Annotated in this window: 20 protein-coding genes; 14 read left to right on the forward strand and 6 right to left on the reverse strand. The window is 73.5% G+C overall.

Going from position 1 to position 20,370, the window contains the following annotated elements; translation table 11 throughout:
* The first annotated feature begins 6 nt into the window (after positions 1 to 6).
* From ACZ466_RS35925 to ACZ466_RS35940, 4 genes are read left to right on the forward strand one after another with little or no spacing between them, the layout of a single operon-like run.
* The gene (locus tag ACZ466_RS35925; protein WP_378291595.1) at positions 7 to 1,452 is read left to right on the forward strand and encodes an ABC transporter substrate-binding protein; all 1,446 of its coding nucleotides are present in this window, start codon (positions 7 to 9) and stop codon (positions 1,450 to 1,452) included.
* A complete protein-coding gene (locus tag ACZ466_RS35930) occupies positions 1,449 to 2,315 on the forward strand; it encodes an ABC transporter permease (protein ID WP_378291597.1) in 867 nt (288 codons plus the stop codon). Before ACZ466_RS35925 ends, ACZ466_RS35930 begins: the two co-directional genes overlap by 4 nt.
* Positions 2,312 to 3,100 carry an ABC transporter ATP-binding protein gene (locus tag ACZ466_RS35935; protein WP_378291600.1) on the forward strand — a complete coding sequence of 263 codons (789 nt, stop codon included), beginning with the start codon at positions 2,312 to 2,314 and terminating at the stop codon, positions 3,098 to 3,100. The genes ACZ466_RS35930 and ACZ466_RS35935 overlap by 4 nt, the downstream gene beginning before the upstream one ends.
* Positions 3,100 to 5,874: a fumarate reductase/succinate dehydrogenase flavoprotein subunit gene (locus ACZ466_RS35940; protein WP_378291602.1), complete on the forward strand. Its 2,775-nt coding sequence runs from the start codon at positions 3,100 to 3,102 to the stop codon at positions 5,872 to 5,874. The genes ACZ466_RS35935 and ACZ466_RS35940 overlap by 1 nt, the downstream gene beginning before the upstream one ends.
* On the opposite strand, the gene ACZ466_RS35945 is transcribed toward ACZ466_RS35940, so the two are convergent.
* On the reverse strand, positions 5,871 to 6,614 hold the full coding sequence (locus ACZ466_RS35945; protein WP_464044036.1) for an adenosylcobinamide-GDP ribazoletransferase: 744 nt from the start codon (positions 6,612 to 6,614) through the stop codon (positions 5,871 to 5,873). The genes ACZ466_RS35940 and ACZ466_RS35945 overlap by 4 nt on opposite strands.
* A 5-nt stretch (positions 6,615 to 6,619) precedes the next feature.
* Complete coding sequence (locus tag ACZ466_RS35950) at positions 6,620 to 7,594, reverse strand: bifunctional adenosylcobinamide kinase/adenosylcobinamide-phosphate guanylyltransferase (RefSeq protein WP_378291604.1); 975 nt, start codon at positions 7,592 to 7,594, stop codon at positions 6,620 to 6,622.
* Between the two features lie 178 nt (positions 7,595 to 7,772).
* Between ACZ466_RS35950 and ACZ466_RS35955 the strand changes: the two genes are divergently transcribed.
* The gene (locus tag ACZ466_RS35955) at positions 7,773 to 8,543 is read left to right on the forward strand and encodes a DsbA family protein (protein ID WP_464041815.1); all 771 of its coding nucleotides are present in this window, start codon (positions 7,773 to 7,775) and stop codon (positions 8,541 to 8,543) included.
* 68 nt (positions 8,544 to 8,611) lie between these two features.
* Entirely contained in the window at positions 8,612 to 8,812 is a 201-nt protein-coding gene (locus tag ACZ466_RS35960; protein ID WP_378291608.1) for a hypothetical protein, read from the forward strand.
* A gap of 74 nt (positions 8,813 to 8,886) precedes the next feature.
* Here ACZ466_RS35960 and ACZ466_RS35965 read toward each other — a convergent pair whose 3' ends face one another.
* Both ACZ466_RS35965 and ACZ466_RS35970 read right to left on the reverse strand, forming a co-directional pair.
* Positions 8,887 to 9,888: an aldo/keto reductase family protein gene (locus ACZ466_RS35965; RefSeq protein ID WP_378291610.1), complete on the reverse strand. Its 1,002-nt coding sequence runs from the start codon at positions 9,886 to 9,888 to the stop codon at positions 8,887 to 8,889.
* A 59-nt stretch (positions 9,889 to 9,947) separates the two neighbouring features.
* On the reverse strand, positions 9,948 to 10,532 hold the full coding sequence (locus tag ACZ466_RS35970) for a DUF3043 domain-containing protein (RefSeq protein ID WP_378291612.1): 585 nt from the start codon (positions 10,530 to 10,532) through the stop codon (positions 9,948 to 9,950).
* Positions 10,533 to 10,665: 133 nt separating this feature from the next.
* On the opposite strand from ACZ466_RS35970, the gene ACZ466_RS35975 reads away from it, so the two are divergent.
* The 6 genes from ACZ466_RS35975 (at position 10,666) to ACZ466_RS36000 (ending at position 16,847) form a co-directional block, all read left to right on the forward strand.
* The gene (locus ACZ466_RS35975) at positions 10,666 to 11,475 is read left to right on the forward strand and encodes a PspA/IM30 family protein (protein ID WP_378291614.1); all 810 of its coding nucleotides are present in this window, start codon (positions 10,666 to 10,668) and stop codon (positions 11,473 to 11,475) included.
* Positions 11,472 to 11,750, forward strand: coding sequence for a PspA-associated protein PspAA (gene pspAA, locus ACZ466_RS35980; RefSeq protein WP_378291616.1), 279 nt, complete (start codon positions 11,472 to 11,474; stop codon positions 11,748 to 11,750). The genes ACZ466_RS35975 and pspAA overlap by 4 nt, the downstream gene beginning before the upstream one ends.
* A gap of 144 nt (positions 11,751 to 11,894) precedes the next feature.
* A complete protein-coding gene (htpX, locus tag ACZ466_RS35985; RefSeq protein ID WP_378291618.1) occupies positions 11,895 to 12,812 on the forward strand; it encodes a zinc metalloprotease HtpX in 918 nt (305 codons plus the stop codon).
* Entirely contained in the window at positions 12,812 to 13,387 is a 576-nt protein-coding gene (pspAB, locus tag ACZ466_RS35990) for a PspA-associated protein PspAB (RefSeq protein WP_378291620.1), read from the forward strand. Before htpX ends, pspAB begins: the two co-directional genes overlap by 1 nt.
* Positions 13,388 to 13,463: 76 nt before the next feature.
* Complete coding sequence (locus ACZ466_RS35995) at positions 13,464 to 16,001, forward strand: ATP-dependent Clp protease ATP-binding subunit (RefSeq protein ID WP_378291622.1); 2,538 nt, start codon at positions 13,464 to 13,466, stop codon at positions 15,999 to 16,001.
* Between the two features lie 45 nt (positions 16,002 to 16,046).
* Entirely contained in the window at positions 16,047 to 16,847 is an 801-nt protein-coding gene (locus ACZ466_RS36000; RefSeq protein ID WP_378291624.1) for a maleylpyruvate isomerase family mycothiol-dependent enzyme, read from the forward strand.
* A gap of 25 nt (positions 16,848 to 16,872) precedes the next feature.
* Here the strand turns inward: ACZ466_RS36000 and nadA are convergent, their stop codons facing one another.
* Positions 16,873 to 18,027 carry a quinolinate synthase NadA gene (gene nadA, locus ACZ466_RS36005; protein WP_378291627.1) on the reverse strand — a complete coding sequence of 385 codons (1,155 nt, stop codon included), beginning with the start codon at positions 18,025 to 18,027 and terminating at the stop codon, positions 16,873 to 16,875.
* Between the two features lie 254 nt (positions 18,028 to 18,281).
* On the opposite strand from nadA, the gene ACZ466_RS36010 reads away from it, so the two are divergent.
* Complete coding sequence (locus ACZ466_RS36010; RefSeq protein WP_378291629.1) at positions 18,282 to 18,641, forward strand: HesB/IscA family protein; 360 nt, start codon at positions 18,282 to 18,284, stop codon at positions 18,639 to 18,641.
* Between the two features lie 239 nt (positions 18,642 to 18,880).
* A complete protein-coding gene (locus ACZ466_RS36015) occupies positions 18,881 to 19,867 on the forward strand; it encodes a carbohydrate kinase family protein (protein WP_378291631.1) in 987 nt (328 codons plus the stop codon).
* 70 nt (positions 19,868 to 19,937) lie between these two features.
* Here the strand turns inward: ACZ466_RS36015 and ACZ466_RS36020 are convergent, their stop codons facing one another.
* On the reverse strand, positions 19,938 to 20,300 hold the full coding sequence (locus ACZ466_RS36020) for a sulfurtransferase TusA family protein (RefSeq protein ID WP_464041816.1): 363 nt from the start codon (positions 20,298 to 20,300) through the stop codon (positions 19,938 to 19,940).
* Positions 20,301 to 20,370 lie beyond the last annotated feature (70 nt).

The following is a 20,370-nucleotide window of genomic DNA, read 5'->3' on the forward strand; positions in this document are numbered from 1 at the left end:
AACCCGATGAGAGGACCGGCGCGACTCCGGTGGGCGGCCGCCGCCGCCGTGCTCCCCGTGCTGGCCGGGTGCACCGTGGCGGGCAACGCCGCGGGCGGCGGCGGCGACGCGGTCCGCGTCGTGATCGGCTACCAGTCCAAGACCATCAACACCGTCACCGCGGGCACGCTGCTGCGCACCCTCGGCCTGTTCGAGAAGCGCCTGGCCGCGCTGGGCAAGGCGGAGGACCGCACGTACACGGTCGTCTGGCAGGACTACGACACGGGCGCGCCGATCACCGCCCAGATGCTGGCCGGGAAGATCGACATCGGTTCGATGGGCGACTACCCGCTGCTGATCAACGGCTCCCGGGCGCAGGCGCAGGGCGGCGACGCCCTCACCGAGATGGTCGCCACGACCGGCTACAACCTGCGCGGCTCGCTGAACGGCGTGGTCGTCGCCAACGGCTCGAAGGCCCGCACGCTGCGCGACCTCAAGGGCGAGTCGGTCTCGGCGAGCGTCGGCTCCGCCGGGCACGGCACGCTCGTCCAGGCCCTGCAGAGGTACGGCCTCGACCCGGCCAAGGACGTCAAGGTCGAGAACCAGCAGCCCACGGTCGGGACCTCGGCGCTCCAGTCCGGCGGCGTCGCGGGCCTGGCGCAGTTCGTCGCCTGGCCCGGCCTGCTGGTGAACCGGGGCCAGGCGCGGCTCCTGTACGACGGCGGCGACCTGAACGTGCCGACCTTCCACGGCACCGTGGTCCGCAAGACCTACGCCAAGCAGAGCCCGGCCGTGCTGCGGGAGTTCCTGAAGGCGCAGATCGAGGCGACGGCCTACCTGCACAAGGAGCCGATGAAGGCGGCCGAGTCGGTCGCCTCGACGACCGGGCTGCCCGCCGAGACGGTCTACCTCTACAACGGCGCGGGCGGCGTCGCGACGTTCGACACGACGATCAAGAAGCCGCTGCGCGACGCGCACGCGCAGGACGTCCCGTTCCTGAAGTCGATCGGGGTGCTCCAGCAGCCGCTGGACCTGTCCACGTTCGTGAACGAGAGCTACCTGCGCGAGGCCTACGGCGCCGGATACGACCGCGACGCCGCGTCCACCGCCAATCCGGCGGCCATCAAGGGCGAGGACCGGGTCTGCAGGCGGCAGGTGGACGACGCCGCGACCGCGGGGGAGGTGTGGGTGTCGGGCGAGGCGGCGACCCGTCCGGTGGCCGACCCGGTGTGCCTGCTGCGCAACGTGCGGGCCGTCCAGGCGGAGGGCAAGACCGTCCGGGCCGTGTACGCGCCCGACGCCGTGACCGGCACCCGGTGGTTCGCCGACAAGGAGATCTGGGTCGAGGACCCCTCCGCCAAGGCCGAGCAGCGGTTCAAGCCCTTCGCCACCCAGGAGGGCGCCGACAAGTACATCGCCGCCCACTCCGGGGCCAAGGTCGTCCCTTATGCGGACGCGGTGCGGCGCTCATGACGGTCACGCTGGAGGAGCCCAGGACGGGCGGGCCCGTCGTTGGGGGCGCCGGGGGCCGGCGGGTGCCGAGCTGGGCGGTGCGGGCGGCGTCCCTGGCGGGCGCGCTGACGGCCTGGCACCTGCTGACCGCGGGCGACGTGCGGCTGTGGGTGCGCTTCGACCGCTTCCCGGGGCCGCTGGAAGTGGCCCGGGAGTTCGGCCGCCAGGCGCAGAACGGCCAGTTCTACGCCGACATCGCCCAGAGCCTGGTGCGGATCCTGTCCGGGTTCGGGCTGGCGGCGGTGTTCGGCGTGGCGCTGGGCATCGCGATCGCCCGTTCCCGTTGGGCCGGGGATCTGCTGCAACCGCTGATCGAGGTGGTCCGCCCGATCCCGGCGATCGCGCTGGTGCCGGTGGCGATCCTGCTGTTCCCGCAGAACGAGCAGGGCATCGTCTTCATCACCTTCGTCGCGGCGTTCTTCCCGATCCTGGTCAGCACCCGGCACGCGGTCCGCGCCCTGCCGACCGTGTGGGAGGAGGCGGTGCGGACGCTGGGCGGCGGCCGGGTCCGCGTCATCACCCAGGTGGTGCTGCCCGGGGTGCTGCCCGGCGTGTTCGGCGGGCTGTCGGTCGGCATGGGCGTCTCCTGGATCTGCGTGATCTCCGCCGAGATGATCTCCGGGGACTTCGGCGTCGGCTACCGCACCTGGCAGGCGTACACGATCGTCGACTACCCCGGGGTGCTGGTCGGGATGATCACCATCGGGCTGCTGGGGTGGCTGACCTCGGGCGCGGTCGAGGTGGCCGGGCGCCGCGCCACCCACTGGCTGCCCGGGGCCCGGCGGCGCCGCCCGTTCCGCTCGACCGAGAGGAGGCGCCGGTGACCGGGCTGTCGCTGCGCGCGGAGGACGTGACGCTCGGCTACGGCGGCCCGGCCGCCGTGGTCACCGGGCTCGACCTGGAGGTGCGCGCCGGAGAGGTGCTGGTGGTCGTGGGCCCGTCCGGATGCGGCAAGTCGACGCTGCTGCGCGCGTTCGCCGGGCTGCTGCCCGTGCGGGCGGGCCGGGTGCTGGCGGACGGCGAGCCCATCACCGGCCCGTCCCGAGACCGGGCGCTGGTCTTCCAGGACGACGCGCTGCTGCCCTGGCGGAACGCGCGCCGCAACGTGGAACTCCCCCTGGCGATGAGGGGCGTCCCACGCGGGCGCCGCCGCGACCAGGCGGCGCAGTGGCTCGGCAGGGTCGGTCTGGACGACGCGGGGGACCGCCTGCCGCGCGAGCTGTCGGGAGGCATGCGGCAGCGCGTCCAGCTCGCCCGCACGCTCGCGGGGGCGCCCAGGGCCGTCCTCATGGACGAGCCGTTCGGCGCCCTGGACGCCCAGACCCGCGCCGGAATGCAGCGCCTGCTCGTGGAGGTGCTCTCCGACGCCCCCGCCACCGTCGTCTTCGTCACCCACGACGTGGACGAGGCGCTCCTCCTCGGCGACCGGGTGGTCGTGCTCGGCCCCGCCGGGATCGCCGCCGAGGTCACCGTGCCGAACCCGCGCGCCCCGCGGGAGGCGGGCGCCGGGGTCGGGGCCGGCTCCGGCGACGGCGTCGAGGTGGAGGAACTGCGCGACCGCATCCTCGTGGCGCTCGGCGCCCGCGGTGAAGCGAAGGAGACCGTGTGATGGACATCCCCTCCGTGACCGAACGGCGGGAGCTGGAGTGCGACGTGCTGGTCGTCGGCGGCGGCACCGCCGGGACCATGGCCGCGATCACCGCCGCCGAGCACGGCGCGTCGGTGCTGCTGCTGGAGAAGGCGCACGTGCGGCACTCCGGCGCGCTGGCCATGGGCATGGACGGCGTCAACAACGCGGTCATCCCCGGCAAGGCCACGCCCGAGGACTACGTCGCCGAGATCACCCGCGCCAACGACGGCATCGTCAACCAGGTGACCGTCCACCAGACCGCCACCCGCGGCTTCGCCATGGTCAAGCGGCTGGAGCGGTACGGGGTGAAGTTCGAGAAGGACGAGCACGGCGAGTACGCGGTGCGGCGCGTCCACCGGTCGGGGTCGTACGTGCTGCCGATGCCGGAGGGCAAGGACGTCAAGAAGGTCCTGTACCGGGTGCTGCGGCGGCGGTCGATCCGGGAGAAGGTGCGGATCGAGAACCGCGTGATGCCCGTGCGCGTCCTCACCTCCGGGGGCCGGGCGGTGGGCGCGGTCGGGTTCGACACCCGCAGCGGCGAGTTCGTGACGGTGTCGGCGGGCGCGGTGATCCTGGCGACCGGGGCGTGCGGGCGGCTGGGCCTGCCCGCGAGCGGCTACCTGTACGGCACCTACGAGAACCCCACCAACGCCGGCGACGGCTACGCGATGGCCTACCACGCGGGCGCCGAGCTGAGCGGCATCGAGTGCTTCCAGATCAACCCGCTGATCAAGGACTACAACGGCCCCGCGTGCGCCTACGTCGCCAATCCGTTCGGGGGCTACCAGGTGAACGCGGGCGGCGAGCGGTTCGTGGACTGCGACTACTGGTCCGGGCAGATGATGGCCGAGGTGAAGCGGGAGATCGACTCCGCGCGCGGCCCCATCTACCTCAAGCTCAGCCACCTGCCCGACGAGACCCTCACCGCCCTCGAGGGGATCCTGCACACCACCGAGCGGCCCACCCGCGGCACCTTCCACTCCGGGCGCGGCCACGACTACCGCACCCACGACGTGGAGATGCACATCTCCGAGGTCGGGCTGTGCGGCGGCCACTCGGCGTCGGGCGTGTGGGTGGACGAGAACGCCCGCACCACCGTCCCCGGCCTGTACGCGGCGGGCGACCTGGCCTGCGTCCCGCACAACTACATGATCGGCGCGTTCGTGTTCGGCGACCTGGCGGGCGCGCACGCGTCCGCGAACCTCGGGCCCGGCCGCGGCGCGGGGAACGCGGGCGACGCGGGGGGCGCGGGGGCGCTGCCCGAGGACCAGATCCGCGCCGCGCACGAGCTGATCTACCGTCCGCTGCGCCACCCGGGCGGGCCGCCGCAGCCGCAGGTGGAGTACAAGCTGCGCCGGTTCGTGAACGACTACGTCGCGCCGCCGAAGACGGCGGCCAAGCTCGGCATCGCGGTCGAGACGTTCACCCGGATGGCGGGGGAGATCGCCGGGATGGGCGCGCGGACGCCGCACGAGCTGATGCGCTGCGCGGAGGTCACCTTCATCCGGGACTGCGCGGAGATGGCCGCGCGGGCGTCGCTGGCCCGGACCGAGAGCCGCTGGGGCCTCTACCACGACCGGGCCGACCTGCCCGAACGCGACGACGCCGAGTGGTTCTTCCACCTCAACCTGCGCCGCCGCGACGACGGCGCGATGGAGTTCGTGAAGCGGCCGGTGGCGCCCTACCTGGTGCCGGTGCCGGAGTTCACCGTGCCCGAGCCGGTCCCGGAGCCGGTCGTGCTGGCCACGGCGCCCGAGCCCGCCGCCGCCGTCGCTACCGCCGTCGCGTCCACGGGCCAAGGCGGACGGCCGCGGCCCCGTCCGGTCGGCCGCCCGCCGCGCATCCTGGAGCTGCTGGAACTGGCGGAGACGGGCCCCGACCTGGCCGCGATCCGGCCGTACCTGGACGATTCCGACCCCAAGGTGCGGCGGGCGGCGGTGGCGACGCTGACCGAGGTCGTCCCGGCCGGGGTCGGCGGTGCCCTGGCGGGCGCGCTGGCCGACGGGCACGGCTCGGTGCGGCACGCGGCCGCCACCGCGCTGCGCGAGCTGGTCGAGGTCCTGCCCGCCACCCCGGAGCTCCGGGAGGAGCTGCTGCCGGCTCTGGACAGCCCGGACGCCCAGGTCCGGGCGGCCGTGCTGGACGTCCTGCGCGCCCTGCGGCTCGGCGCGTCCGCGCTGTACGCCGCCGCGCTGGACGACGGCGACCACCGGGTGCGGCTGCAGGCGGTGCGCGGCCTGGTCGCGCACGACGCGGCGGCCGAGGTGGCGCGCGCCGCCGCCGACGCCTCCCGCGAGGTGCGGGTCGCCGCCGCGCACGGCCTGGGCACGATCGGGGACCCGGACTCGGCCGGTCCGCTGGGCGGGCTCGTCGAGGACGCCGACCCGCTGGTCCGGGCGGCGGCGCTGGAGGCGCTCGCGGGCGTCGGCTGCCCGCCCCCGCTGGACGGCGTCGCCGTGGCCGCCCTCGCCGACCCGGCCTGGCAGGTGCGCACCGGCGCCGCGCGGGGCCTGGCGGCGGCCGCCGGGGACGCCGCCGCCGGGCCGCTGATCAAGGCGCTGGACGATCCGCACCTCGACGTCCGCAAGGCCGCGGTGATCGCCCTGGCGGGACGGGCCGGGACGCCCGAGGTCGCCGTGGCGCTCGGCCGGGCCTGCGAGGACTCCGACGCCGACGTCCGCGCCTACGCCCGCCGCGCCCTCGCCGACACCGCCGCCGACACCGCCGCCACCGCGGCCGGGTCGGGCGGCTAGGCGGCGGCGAGGACGACCAGCGCGGCGGTCGCGGCCAGCTCGACCAGCGCTCCGAACACGTCGCCGGTGACCCCGCCCAGGCGGCGGACGGCATGGCGGAGCATCAGCAGCGCCGCGCCGAGGCCCGCCACCACCGCCAGGGCGGCGTACAGCGCGCCCTCCGCACCACCGGCCGCCGCGCCCGCCAGCGCGGCGGCCACCAGGACGGCGCCCGTCACGGCGACGGCGGCGCGGGTCGCGACCGTGCCCGCCACCAGCGCGCCCAGGCCGCCCGGACGCGCCGAGGGGACGCCGGTCCGGCACGCCCACGGCAGCGCCAGCCGGCCGGTCACCGCGGCGATCACGACACCGGTCGCCGCGTCCGGTGCGGTGGCCAGGCAGCCGGCCTGGACCAGGAGCGTGAGCAGCAGGGTGACGACGCCGAACGGCCCGATGTCGGACCGCTTCATGATCGCCAGGGCGTCCTCGGGGGGCCGCCCGCTGCCCAGCCCGTCGGCCAGGTCGGCCAGGCCGTCCAGATGCAGCGCCCGGGTGAGGACGGCCGCCGCCGCCACCGCCAGCGCGGCCCGCGGCAGGGCGGCCAGCCCCGCCAGGTCGCCCAGCAGCAGCACGGCCGCCGCGCCGCCGCCGACGACGAGCCCGGTCAGCGGGGCCAGCAGCATCGCGCGCCGCGCCGTGTCCCGGTCGGCCCGGTCCGCCCGCAGCGGGACGATCGTCAGCAGCGTGACGGCCAGCCGCAGCCCGTTCACGGCAGCTCCACGACGCGCCCGGCCACCACCAGGGCGGCCTCCTCCGACTCGGCCGCCAGCCGCTGGTTGAGCCGCCCGAGCAGGTCGCGGAACGCCCGGCCGGACGCCGTCGCGGGGACCAGCGACAGGCCGACCTCGTCGCTCACCGCCACCACCCGCGCCGCCGTGCCGCGCCACGCGGCGACGAGGCCGTCCAGGCGCGGGGCGACGGCGGCGGGGTCGTCCCACGCGCCGGCCTCGTCGACGACCGCGGTGAGCCAGGTGCCGAGACCGTCCACGAGGATCGCCTCGGCTGGGTCGGCCGCCGCCTCCAGGGCTTCGGCCAGCGCGACCGTCTCGACCGTCCGCCACCAGGACGGGCGGCGCCGCCGGTGCGCCTCCACGCGCGCGGACCATTCGGCGTCGCCGTCGCGCGGGGCGCTCGTCGCCAGGTACGTGACGTTCGGGTGCGCGAGCAGGCGCAGTTCGGCCTCGGCCGACTTGCCGGAACGCGAGCCGCCCAGCAGCAGTGTGCGGTGCGGGCCGTCCAGGGGGCGGAGCCAGTGGCCCAGGCGCCGTTCCAACTCCTCCTCTGAACGCACCCGGTGGTCCACGTGGACCGCCCTCACCTCGGTATGGGCCGTGACGGCCCCCGTCCGGCGCAACCAGCCCAGATGCCCGGGAGAGCCGATGAGGTCGAGCAGGACGGCGTCGTACCGCGCCCCGGCGGGCGGCTCGGGGCACGCGCCCGGTCCCGCGGCCACGAGCACCCGCTCACCGCCCGGCCCGCGCACCTCGAAACCGCCGGGGAGTTCGTCCCGCGCGCACTCCTCCAGCGGCATCCCTCCGATGAGGGCGCGCAGCGGCTCGTGCATGACCCCTGCGGCGCGCAACCGGCCGCACGAGGCGCACCGGCATCCCTCGGCGGGCCACCCCTGCGCGCCCGCGAACCCCCGCACCTCGACGCGCGCGTCCCGTGATCCGATATCCATGGCGTTCGAAACAATAGGCATCGCCAGGAACAATGGTGCAGCCGACGTCCACACAGCAGGTCCACACAGCAGGGAGGCACGGTGGGCAACCCCCCGAACGCGCCGTGGCCGCAGATGCCCGGCCAGCCTGGCCCGCCAGGCCAACCCGGTCCACCCGGCCCGCCCGGTCCGCCGGGCGGTGCCTGGGGCATGCCCCCCCGGGCCTCCGCCGGGCCCGCCGCCGCGCAAGGGCGGCGCCGGGCTGGTCATCGCGCTGCTGGCCGCGGGCCTGGCCGTCGCCGTGGTCGCGGTCGTCGGGGCCGTCCTGCTCACCCGCGACGGCGAGGCCGAGGGCGGGGACGATCCGCCGCGGCAGCGGCTGCTGGTCGGGCAGATCGCCGGTGGCGCCGAGGCCAGGCCCGGCGAGGACGGCAGCCTCACCATGGTCCGGCCCGGCGTCACAAGCCCCGTCGTGGAGATCTACGCCGACTTCGCCTGCCCGCACTGCGGCACCTTCGACCGCATGGTCGACCCGATGCTCAAGCGGCTGGCGGTGGACGGCAAGGCCAAGGTGATCTACCGGCCCATGGTCATCTTCAGCAAGGGCATGGAGCCGATGCACGGCAACTCGCTGCGCGCCGCGTCCGCGATGCGCTGCCTGGGCGACGGCGCCCGCTGGCTCGCCTACCAGGACGCGCTGTACGCCCACCAGCCCGGCAGCCAGTACACCAGGGGCTACGAGCTCGCCGACCTGGTGTCGTACGCGGCGCCGCTGGGCGTCGGCGACGCCGCCTTCCGCGAGTGCGTGAACGAGCAGCGGTACGCCTCGTCCGTGCTGGCCACCAGCGGCCGATACACCTCCGAGGGGGTCGGCGGGACCCCCACCGTCCGGGTGGACGGCCGCGCGCTCCCCACCAGCGCGCTGGGCAGCGCGGAGGAGATCCGCCGTGCGATCGAGAACGGCGGCTGAGAATGCCCGGACCGAGGCGCTAGTCTCGCCGCGATCGTGTCGGCGGGGAACAGGGAGGACATGACGGTATGGCGTGGAGCTGGCGTTTGGAGAAGGCCGACGGGCGGCCGGCCGGCGTGGCGGAGGAGACCTTCACCACGCAGGCCGACGCCGAGTCCTGGCTGGGGGAGAACTGGCGCGGGCTCCGCGAGGAGGGGGCCGACCAGGTCACCCTCCTGGACGGCGAGTCGCCCGTCTACGGCCCGATGAGCCTGCACGAACCCGAGTGAACGGGACCGCCCGCCCGGCGGGGAGCCGGGCGGGCGGGTCCGTGGCACGGACGTTCAGGAGGAACCGGGCCCGTTCAGGGGCGCCGGGACGGGCTGGCGGTCTTGCCCGGGTCGCGGATGACCACCGGGCCGAGGATGTCGTCGATGCGCTTCAGCACGCCCTCGTCGAGCTCGACCCCCGCCGCCTTGACGTTGTCGCGCACCTGGTCGGGACGCGAGGCGCCCACGATCGCCGACGACACGTTCGGGTTCTGCAGCACCCAGGCCACCGCCAGCTGGGCCATGCTCAGCCCGAGGTCGGCGGCGACCGGCTTGAGCTCCTGCACGCGGGCCAGCAGGTCGTCGCCCAGGTAGCGCTTGATCGTGTCGGCGCCGCCCTTGTCGTCGGTGGCGCGCGACCCCTCCGGCAGCGGCTGCCCCGGCAGGTACTTGCCGGTCAGGACGCCCTGCGCGATCGGCGACCAGACGATCTGCCCGACGCCCTCCCGCTCGCTCAGCGGGACGATCTCCGGCTCGATGACCCGCCACAGCATCGAGTACTGCGGCTGGTTGGAGATGATCCGGTCGAACCCCATCTCGTCGGCGATCTTCAGCGCGCGCTCGATCTCCTCGGCCCGCCACTCCGAGACGCCGACGTACAGCACCTTGCCCTGCCGCACCAGGTCGTCGAACGCCTTGAGGGTCTCCTCCAGCGGCGTCTCGTAGTCGAACCGGTGCGCCTGGTACAGGTCCACGTAGTCGGTGCGCAGCCGGCGCAGCGACCCGTGGATCGACTCGAAGACGTGCTTGCGCGACAGGCCCCGGTCGTTGGCGCCGGGCCCGGTCGGCCAGTAGACCTTGGTGAAGATCTCCAGGCCCTCGCGGCGCTGCCCCTCCAGCGCCCGGCCGAGGACGTCCTCGGCGCGCGTGCCGGCGTAGACGTCGGCGGTGTCGAACGTGGTGATCCCCTCGTCGAGGGCCGCCTTCACGCACTCGCGCGCGGCGTCCTCCTCGACCTGGGAGCCGTGGGTGAGCCAGTTTCCGTACGAGATTTCGCTGACCTTGAGACCGCTGCGGCCGAGATTCCTGAACTCCATGGGACCGACCCTAGCCCCGAAAAGATCGGCCCAGCCTGGCCCTGCCGGACCCGGTCGGGTCAGCCCTTGCCCACGGCCTCCTTCTCGCCGATCTTGACCTGGGGGGAGGGGACCCGCAGCCGGCGGATCTGCATGGCGCGCATCGCCGCGTACAGCCCGGCGCCCTTCTGGTCCTCGCCGGGGTGGCGCTCGGCGGCCAGCCTCTTGACGCCGCGGCTGATCAGCAGGCCCTCGATGAACACCACGGCCAGCAGCAGCGGCGGCGCGAACAGCACCGCCAGCTTGGCCGCGGCGATGGGCAGCAGGCTGAGGGCCACGATGCCGAACATCGCGTACATCAGGTAGGAGCCGACGGTGCGGCGCGCGTCGACGTAGTCGCGGGCCATCTTGCGCACGGGGCCCTTGTCGCGCTTGAGGAGGTACTTCTCCTCGCCCCTGGCCATGCCCTCGCGGGCCTTGGTGCGCTCGGCGGCCTGCCGCTCGCGCACCTTCTTGTAGGCGTCCTTGCGGTTGGCCGGGGCGGTGATCGGCTGCCGGCGGCGCTTTTCGGCCTCGCTGCGTTTGGGCGTGGGGCGCCCCTTTCCTCCCGGCTTTGCTACCTGAGGAGGATTCTCGGGGGCTTCCTGGGTACGACGTCGGAACACGAGGATCAGACTACCGGCTGCGAACATCGTGGCTGCCTCGCGCGTTAACGCGTAGGGTGATAAGAACCCCAGCAGTGGTCATTGAGCCCAGTTTGTGACTGAGCAGAGCACACGAAGGGACCGGCGCCGCGCGATGAGCGTGATGAAGCGAATGTCGATGATCTTCAAGTCCAAGGCGAACAAGGCCCTGGACCGTATGGAGGATCCCCGCGAGACCCTGGACTATTCCTACCAGCGCCAGCTGGAGATGCTGCAGAAGGTCCGTCGGGGTGTCGCCGACGTCGCCACCTCGCGCAAGCGTCTCGAGCTGCAGATCAACCAGCTGGAGCAGCAGCAGAACAAGCTGACCGACCAGGGCAAGAAGGCGTTGCAGGTGGGCCGGGAGGACCTCGCCCGGGAGGCGCTGACCCGCCGCTCCGGACTGGACTCCCAGCTCGGCGACCTGCGCGCCCAGTACCAGCAGTTGCAGGGCGAGGAGGAGAAGCTGACGCTGGCCTCGCAGCGGCTGCAGGCCAAGGTCGACTCCTTCCGCACGCGCAAGGAGACCATCAAGGCCACCTACACGGCCGCCGAGGCGCAGACGAAGATCAACGAGGCGTTCACCGGCATCTCCGAGGAGATGGGCGATGTGGGCCTGGCGATCCAGCGCGCCGAGGAGAAGACCGAGAACATGAAGGCGCGCGCCGGCGCCATCGACGACCTGCTGGCCTCGGGCGCGCTGGAGGACTTCTCCGGTCCCAAGGACGACATCCAGGCCGAGCTCGACCGGATGGGCTCCGGCCCCGGCGTCGACCTCGAACTGGAGCGGTTGAAGGCCGAGCTGGGCCAGGGCCCCGCTCCCAAGGAGCTGAACCAGGGCACCCCGGCCGCGCGGGAGCAGGGCGTCGACGCCCCGCAGCAGCAGCAGTCCCAGTGGCCGCAGCAGCCCGGCGGTGGACAATGATCGTCCGGATCATGGGGGAGGGGCAGCTGGAGATCGCGCCCGACGACCTGTCCGCGCTGAACACCCTGGACGACGAGCTCGAGGCCGCGATCGAGTCGGGCGACGAGGCGACCTTCCGCACCGCGCTCCACGGCCTGCTCGACAACGTGCGCAAGGTCGGCAGGACCCTGCCCGAGGACAGCCTGGAGCCGTCCGAGCTGATCCTCCCCCCGGCCGACGCCGCCATGGACGAGGTCCGCAAGATGCTGGGCGACGAGGGCCTCATCCCGGATTAAAGTAAGAGAACCCCCCATAACCAACCCCCAATGAACGTACGCGGAGCTTCCCCCTGACCGGCCCCCAGCGGAGCGCCGGCGGAGCGGAGGAACGGGCGTTCCGGGGGCGTGGGGGGTCGTCCCCCACGATGAGAGGGGGACTCGGTGGCTCGGACTCGGTACGCCCCCGATCGGGGGCTGACGTCGCGGATGCTCGTGACGATGTTCCTGCTCGGGCTGGTCTATGTCGTCTTCGTGACGGCCTTCTTCGTGATCGCCCCCCGCTGGGGTCTGGTGGCGCTGGTGGCCGCGGTGGCGTTCCTGCTGGCGCAGTACTTCTTCTCCGACCGGATGGCGCTGTTCGCGATGCGCGGCCGGGTGGTCTCGCCGGAGGAGGCGCCCGAGCTGCACGGGGTGGTCGACCGGATCTGCGCGATGTCGGACGCGCCGAAGCCGCGGGTGGCGATCGCGGACACCGACGTGCCGAACGCGTTCGCCACCGGGCGGAACCAGCGGCGGGCGGTGGTCTGCGTCACCACGGGCCTGCTGCGCCGGCTGGACCCGGTGGAGCTGGAGGGCGTGCTGGCGCACGAGATGGCGCACGTGGCGCATCGCGATGTGGCGGTGATGACGATCGCCTCGTTCCTGGGCGTGTGCGCCGGCCTGATCACCCGGTTCGGCCTGGAGTGGGGGCTGTGGGGCGGCTTCCGGCAGCGGAACGGGGACCAGAACACGGGGCTGGTGCTGCTGGCGGTGGTCGCCGTCAGCGCGCTGGCGTACGCGGTGAGCTTCCTGCTGACGCGGGCGCTGTCGCGGTACCGGGAGCTGTCGGCGGACCGGGCGGCGGCGCTGCTGACGGGGCGGCCGTCGGCGCTGGCCGGGGCGCTGACCAAGATCTCGGGGGAGATGGCGCGGATCCCCAGCCGGGATCTGCGGGCGGCCGAGCCGTTCAACGCGTTCTTCTTCGCGCCCGCGTTCACCAAGGGGTTCAGCGTGTCCGCGCTGTTCTCCACGCACCCGTCGCTGGAGCGCAGGCTGACGCAGCTGCAGTCGATCTCCGCCCAGCTGAGCAAGGGGGCGTGATGGGGTTCCTGGACGCGCTGCTGGGGCGTTCCAAGCCCGTCAAGCCCGATCTCGACCGGCTGTTCGCGCTGCCGACGGCGGCGGTGACGCTGGAGGCGGCGACGGCGTTCACGCCGACGGGCCTGGGCTCGGTGTGCTTCCGGGCGGCGGAGGGCGGCGCGTTCGCCCGGCTGCAGCGCGACGTCCAGGAGCTCCTGGACGCCGACGAGGGGCCCCGGGTCGAGCTGAGCAACGACTCCTACGGCTACACCTGGCTGCTGGCCCGGCATTCCCCGGACGAGCTCCCCGCGCTGGTCACGGATCTGCACGCGGTGAACGCGTCCCTGGAGTCGGCCGGGTTCGGGCCGCATCTGCTGTGCTCGCTGGCCGGTTTCCGGGGGCCGGACGGGCGCGGGCTGGCGCTGGTCTACCTCTACAAGCGCGGGACGTTCTACCCGTTCGCACCGCTGCCCGGGGGCGTGGAGCGGCGGGACAACGCGCTCGAGCTGCAGGTGCGGGGCGCGGTCGGGGCGGATCTGCCGTTCGAGGAGGATCTGGGCCGCTGGTTCCCGGTGTGGGGCGCCCCGGGGTTGTGACCCGTTTCGGGGTGGTCTCGTCGGGCAGACGGCCTGGAGTACGAGCCCTGAGGTCCGGACGAGAAGGGGGAGCGTCATGACCGACGGCGTGTACGGTCCGGAAGACTACGGGTCCGATCCTTTCGAGGATTACCTGGCCCGCTTCTTCGGTCCTGGAGTGCCCCGGCGGCCGGTGCACCGGATCGACATCGGACGGCTGATGAACGAGGAGGCCCGGGAGGCGGTCCGGGAGGCCGCGGTGAAGGCGGCCGAGTGGGGCAGCCGCGATCTGGACACCGACCACTTCCTCTGGGCCCTGGCGCGGCAGGACAGCACGCGGCGGCTGCTGGAGCGGGCCGGCGTGGACGCCGCCACGATCCTGCGGGACGTGGAGGCCGAGGTGTCGCGCGGTGAGGCGAAGGAGGCCCCGCCGGAGCTGACCCCGGCGGCCAAGCGGGCGCTGCTGGACGCCCACCAGATCTCGCGGGCGCTGGGCTCGACGTACATCGGCCCGGAGCATCTGCTGTTCGCGCTGCCGCTGAACCCCGACTCGCCGGCCGGGCAGATCATGGCGCGGGAGCGGCTCACGCCGGAGGCGCTGCGCGAGGCGGTCGGCGGCGGGACGCGGGGCGGCGGCGGGCGGCCGCCGACCGGCACCCCGACGCTGGACGAGTTCGGCCGCGACCTGACCGAGCTGGCCGCCGAGGGCCGGATGGACCCGGTGGTGGGCCGGGACGAGCAGATCGAGCAGACGGTCGAGGTGCTGTCCCGGCGCACCAAGAACAACCCGGTGCTGATCGGCGATCCGGGCGTCGGGAAGACCGCGATCGTGGAGGGCATCGCGCAGCGGGTGGTGGACGCCGACGTGCCGGAGACGCTGCTGGGCAAGCGGGTGGTGCAGCTGGACCTGGTCGGGGTGATCGCCGGGACCCGGTACCGGGGCGACTTCGAGGAGCGGCTGAAGAAGATCGTCGACGAGATCCGGGACCACTCCGAGCAGCTGGTGATCTTCATCGACGAGCTGCACACGATGGTGAGCGCCGGCGGCGGCGAGGGCGGCATGACCGCGGGCAACATGCTCAAGCCCGCGCTGGCCCGCGGCGAGCTGCACATCATCGGCGCCACCACGATCGACGAGTACCGCAAGAACGTGGAGAAGGACGCCGCGCTGGAGCGCCGGTTCCAGCCGATCCTGGTGCCGGAGCCGGCCGTGGACGACACCATCGAGATCCTGCGCGGCCTGCGCGACCGCTACGAGGCGCACCACCAGGTGCGGTTCACCGACGAGGCGCTGGTGGCGGCGGCCGAGCTGAGCGACCGGTACATCACCGACCGGTTCCTGCCGGACAAGGCGATCGACCTGGTCGACCAGGCGGGCGCCCGGGTCCGGCTGCGGGTGCGCACCCCGGCGGGGGAGGTGCGGCGGCTGGAGCAGCGGCTGGAGGAGCGCCGGCGGGAGAAGGAGCACGCGGTGATGGCGGAGGACTACGAGCGCGCCTCGTCCCTCCGCGACGACATCGCCGACCTGGAGCGGCGGGTCGGGGCGGCCCGCACCGGCGATCACAAGGCGGTGCCGGAGGTGACGCACGTCGACATCGCCGAGGTGGTGTCGCGGACGACCGGGGTCCCGGTGTCGCAGCTCACCGAGGAGGAGCGGGAGCGGCTGCTGCGCCTGGAGGAGCACCTGCACCAGCGGGTGGTGGGGCAGGACGAGGCGGTCTCGGCGGTGGCCGAGGCGGTGCGCCGGTCCCGTTCGGGGATGGCGCCGCCCGACCGCCCGATCGGCAGCTTCCTGTTCCTGGGCCCGACCGGGGTCGGCAAGACCGAGCTGGCGCGGGCGCTGGCGGAGGCGCTGTTCGGCTCCGCCGACCGGATGATCCGCTTCGACATGAGCGAGTTCCAGGAGCGGCACACCGTGAGCCGCCTGGTGGGGGCGCCGCCCGGGTACGTCGGGTACGAGGAGGCCGGCCAGCTCACCGACGCGGTGCGGCGCACGCCGTACGCGGTGCTGCTGCTGGACGAGATCGAGAAGGCGCACCAGGACGTGTTCAACGTGCTGCTGCAGCTGCTGGACGACGGCCGGCTGACCGACGCGCAGGGCCGCACCGTCGACTTCAAGAACACGCTCATCATCATGACCAGCAACCTGGGGTCGGAGCTGATCGTGGGGAGCGGCGGCCGGATCGGCTTCGGCGAGATGGGCGAGGGCGCGGCCGAGGCGTCGGTGCGGGACCGGGTGCTGCGGGTGCTGCGGGAGCGGCTGCGGCCGGAGTTCATCAACCGGATCGACGAGATCATCGTGTTCCGGCAGCTGGACGCCGACCAGCTCCGGCGGATCACCGATCTGCTGCTGGAGGAGACCCGCCGCCGGCTGCGGGCCCAGGGGGTGACGGTGGAGTTCGCGACCGCGGCGGTGGACTGGCTGGCCGAGCGGGGCTTCCAGCCCGAGTTCGGCGCGCGCCCGCTGAGCCGCACCATCCAGCGGGAGGTCGACAACAGGCTGTCCCGCCTGCTGCTGGACGGTTCGCTGCGCGGCGGCCAGCACGTGCGGGTGACGGCCGGGGACGACCGGCTGGAGTTCGAGACCGTCGATGACCGCGAGTGGGCGGGAGCCGCCCCGGCGCCTCCCGACTGAGTGTGGCACTCTCGGGGAACGCGCCGATCACCCCGGAGGAGTGTCATGCCCGCAGCGTCCTGGACCCACGACCGTCACGTCGACGCCGCCGAGGCGGAGATCGCCGCGTTCGCGGCGGCGCTGGAGGGGGCCCGCTGGGAGACGCCCGTGCCCACCACTCCGGACTGGTCGCTGGGCGATCTGGCCCGGCACGTGGGCGTGATCCACCGGTGGGCGGAGGCGCTGGTGCGGACCGGGGCGCAGGAGCGGCGTAGCCCCCGCGGGCTCGGCGTAGCCGTGCCGGAGGCCCCCGAGGAGCTGCCGTCGTGGCTGGTCGAGGGCGGGGAGCTGCTGGTCAAGACGCTGCGCGAGCACGATCCGGCCGAACCGGTGTGGGGCTGGGGCCCGGACCACCATGTGCGGTTCTGGTCGCGGCGGATGGTGCACGAGACGCTGGTGCACCGCTGTGACGCCGAGCTGGCCCTGGGCCGCGATCCGGTGATCGACGCCGCGGTCGCCGAGGACGGCGTCGCGGAGCTGCTGACGAACCTGCCCAGCGCCGCCGCCTTCGCGCCCAAGGTCGGCGAGCTGCGCGGGGAGGGCACCGCGCTGGCCTTCGTCGCGCCCGACGCGGGGGCGCGGTGGGTCGTCCGGCTCCGGCCGGACGGTTTCGACTGGACGAGCGAGGACGCGGGCGCCGCGGGCACCGGCGGCGGCGCCGGCACGGAGACCGGCGCCGCCGTCAGCGGCGATGCCGCGGACCTCTACCTGTTCCTGTGGGGCCGCCGCAAGCTCGGAGACCCCCGGCTGGAGTTCTCCGGGGACGAGGTCCTGCTCGTCCACTGGGTGGAGCACTCGGGGTTCTAGCCCGCCGGGGCCGGGCTGCGGCGGGCTAGGGGAGGGCCAGCATCTGGTCGAGGGCGGCGCGGGCGTGGCGCGCGGTCTCCGCGTCCACCTCGATGCGGTTGACGACCTCGCCCGCCGCCAGCGACTCCAGGGACCGGACCAGGTGGGGCAGGTCGATGCGGTTCATGGTCGAGCAGAAGCACACGGCCTTGTCCAGGAACATCACGTTCTTGTCCGGGTGCTCGTTCGCCAGCCGCCGCACCAGGTTCAGCTCGGTGCCGATCGCCCACGCCGAGCCGGACGGGGCCGCCTCGATGGTCTTGATGATGTACTCGGTCGACCCGATGAGGTCGGCGCCGAGGACGACCTCGTGCTTGCACTCGGGGTGCACCAGGACGTTCACCCCGGGCACGCGGGCGCGGACCTCGTCCACCGACTCCTTGGTGAAGCGGCCGTGGACCGAGCAGTGCCCGCGCCACAGGATCATCTTGGCGTCGCGCAGTTCCTTCTGGGTGAGCCCTCCGTTGGGGCGGTGCGGGTTGTAGACGACGCAGTCGTCCAGGGAGAGGCCCATCTCCAGCACGGCCGTGTTGCGGCCCAGGTGCTGGTCGGGCAGGAACAGCACCTTCTCTCCCTTGCTGTAGGCCCAGTCCAGCGCGCGCTTGGCGTTGGACGAGGTGCACACCGTGCCGCCGTGGCGGCCGACGAACGCCTTGATGTCGGCCGAGGAGTTCATGTAGGTGACCGGGACGACGTCGCCGGCGATCCCGGCGTCCTCGAGCGCCTCCCAGCACTCCTCCACCTGGTCGAAGGTGGCCATGTCGGCCATCGAGCAGCCGGCGGCCAGGTCGGGCAGCACCACCTGCTGGTGGGCGGCGGTGAGGATGTCGGCCGACTCGGCCATGAAGTGCACGCCGCAGAACACGACGTAGGGCGCCTCGGGGCGGGCCGCAGCCTGCTGGGCCAGCTTGAAGGAGTCGCCGGTCACGTCCGCGAACCGGATCACTTCGTCGCGCTGGTAGTGGTGGCCCAGCACGAACACCTGGTCGCCCAGCGCGGCCTTGGCCGCTCTGGCTCGTTCCACCAGGGCCGGATCCGAGGCCGGGGGCAGGTCGCCGGGGCAGTCCACGCCTCGCTCGCTGGCCGGATCGGCCCCCTCGCCCAGGAACAGCAGTGGAAGGTCACGCACAGGGGTGGTCACGGGAGTCTCCCTCCTGCGACGGGACTTATCGTCGCTTTGACGACTAATCATGGCATACCCATCGGGCGCCCCCTCCCGGCAGGGGTCGTCCAGACATGTCCGGAAGGGGTCCTTTTGGGGATCCCGGCGGGTGCGCGAAACTCCGGGCGATGGCCGGAATGACGACGGGGCGAGGTACGTTGGTGTACGGAAGAGGCGCACGGCGTCCTCGATGACATGCCAGATTTACGCCGCGAGACCCGGGAGCTGAACAGATGGCAGCCGAGACGACCACGCAGGAGACCACGCAGCAGGGCGTCGTCCTGACCGACGCCGCCGCGTCGAAGGCCAAGGGCCTGCTGGAGCAGGAGGGCCGCGACGACCTCGCGCTGCGCGTCCAGGTGCAGCCCGGCGGCTGCTCGGGTCTGCGCTACGAGCTGTACTTCGACGAGCGTGAGAACGACGGCGACGTGATCCAGGACTTCGGCGGCCTGAGCGTCCGGGTGGACCGGATGAGCGCCCCCTACCTGACCGGCGCCGTGATCGACTTCGTGGACTCGATCGAGAAGCAGGGTTTCACGATCGACAACCCGAACGCGCAGGGCTCCTGCGCCTGCGGCGACTCCTTCAACTGAGGCCCTTCGACCGAGGCTGATCGGACCGAGGCGAATCAGGCCGGGGCGCACGCCCCGGCGGCCCCGGGGGACGCGTGGAGACGCGGTCCGGACCCTGCTGTCCGGACCGCTCTTTTCGTGTCGCCCGCCCGGCCCTGTGGACGCGCCGAGCTGTGGCCGGCGGTGCGCGGCAAGTAGGCTTTCCGGGTTGCAGACAGCCGGATACAGAGCCGGACGACACCGACGAGGAGAGCGACGCCGTGCGCATCGCCGTGACAGGCTCCATCGCGACCGACCATCTGATGACCTTCCCCGGCAGGTTCGCCGACCAGCTCATCCCCGATCAGCTCGATCGGGTCTCGCTGTCCTTCCTGGCGGACGAGCTGACGATCCGCCGGGGCGGGATCGCCGCCAACATCTGCTTCGGCATGGGCAGCCTGGGCAAGGACTCCATCCTGGTCGGCTCGGTCGGCGACGACTTCGCCGACTACCGCTCCTGGCTGGAGCGGCACCGCGTCGACACCGCCTCGGTGCACGTCTCCGAACTGCACCACACCGCGCGGTTCCTGTGCACCACCGACCTGGACCAGAACCAGATCGCCACCTTCTACGCCGGCGCGATGAGCGACGCCCGGCAGATCGAGCTGGGCCCGGTGGCCGACCGCGTCGGAGGCCTCGACCTCGTCGTGATCAGCCCGAACGACCCCGAGGCGATGGTCCGGCACACCGACGAGTGCCGCACCCGCGGCCTCCCGTTCGCCGCCGACCCGTCCCAGCAGCTGGCCCGCATGGACGGCCCGGAGGTCCGCCGGCTGATCGACGGCGCCGCGTACCTGTTCACCAACGAGTACGAGAAGGCCCTCTGCGAGGAGAAGACCGGCTGGTCGGAGGAGGAGATCCTCGACCGGGTCGCCGTCCGCGTCACCACCCTGGGCGCCAAGGGCGTCGCCATCGACCGCAAGGGCGAGGCGGGCCTGCACGTCCCGGCCACCCCGGTGACCACGGTCGCCGACCCGACCGGCGTCGGCGACGCCTTCCGCGCGGGCTTCCTGACGGCGGTCGCCTGGGGCCTGCCCCTCGAGCGCTCCGCCCAGGTCGGCAACGTCATCGCCGCCCACGCCCTGGAGGCCGCGGGCCCGCAGGAGTACGACCTGGGCACCCGGGCCTTCCTCGACCGGTTCGCCCAGACCTACGGCAAGGACGCCGCCGACGAGGTGGCCCCCCACCTCACCTGCCCCAACCCCTGATCGCACGCGGCCGCGGGGCCCGTCCTCCGGGACGGGCCCCGCGGCCGTTTCGGCTCAGTACATGTGCGGCTCAGTACATGCGGCGGATGTGGAAGGCCCAGCCCTTGGGCGGCGCGTCCGCCGGGGCCTGCGCGTGGTGGAGGGTCTCCTCCCGGACGAAGTCCTGCGACTTCATCCGGCACCAGGCGGGCACGTCGGTGCGCGCGGCGACGTCGTCGGCCAGGACGGCCACGACCTCCCCGACCGGGATCTCCCGGATGCGCTCGGCGAGCAGGATGATCGGGATCGGGCACTTGCGGCCCAGCGCGTCGATGACCAGCGCCGGCGCGGGCCCGGCCGGTTCGGGGGCGGGGGCGGGGGCCTGGACGGTCTGCGGCGGGGCGCCGCCGCCGCGGCGGTGGGACCCGGCCTTCGCACGGCCTCGGAACCTCATGCGCGCGCCCGCCTCCCTGTCGTCGCGGTCCTGCCCGTGGGGGTGGTGCAGGTCGTCGCGTCCCTCGTCG

It is taken from the genome of Actinomadura rugatobispora, from assembly GCF_055379765.1.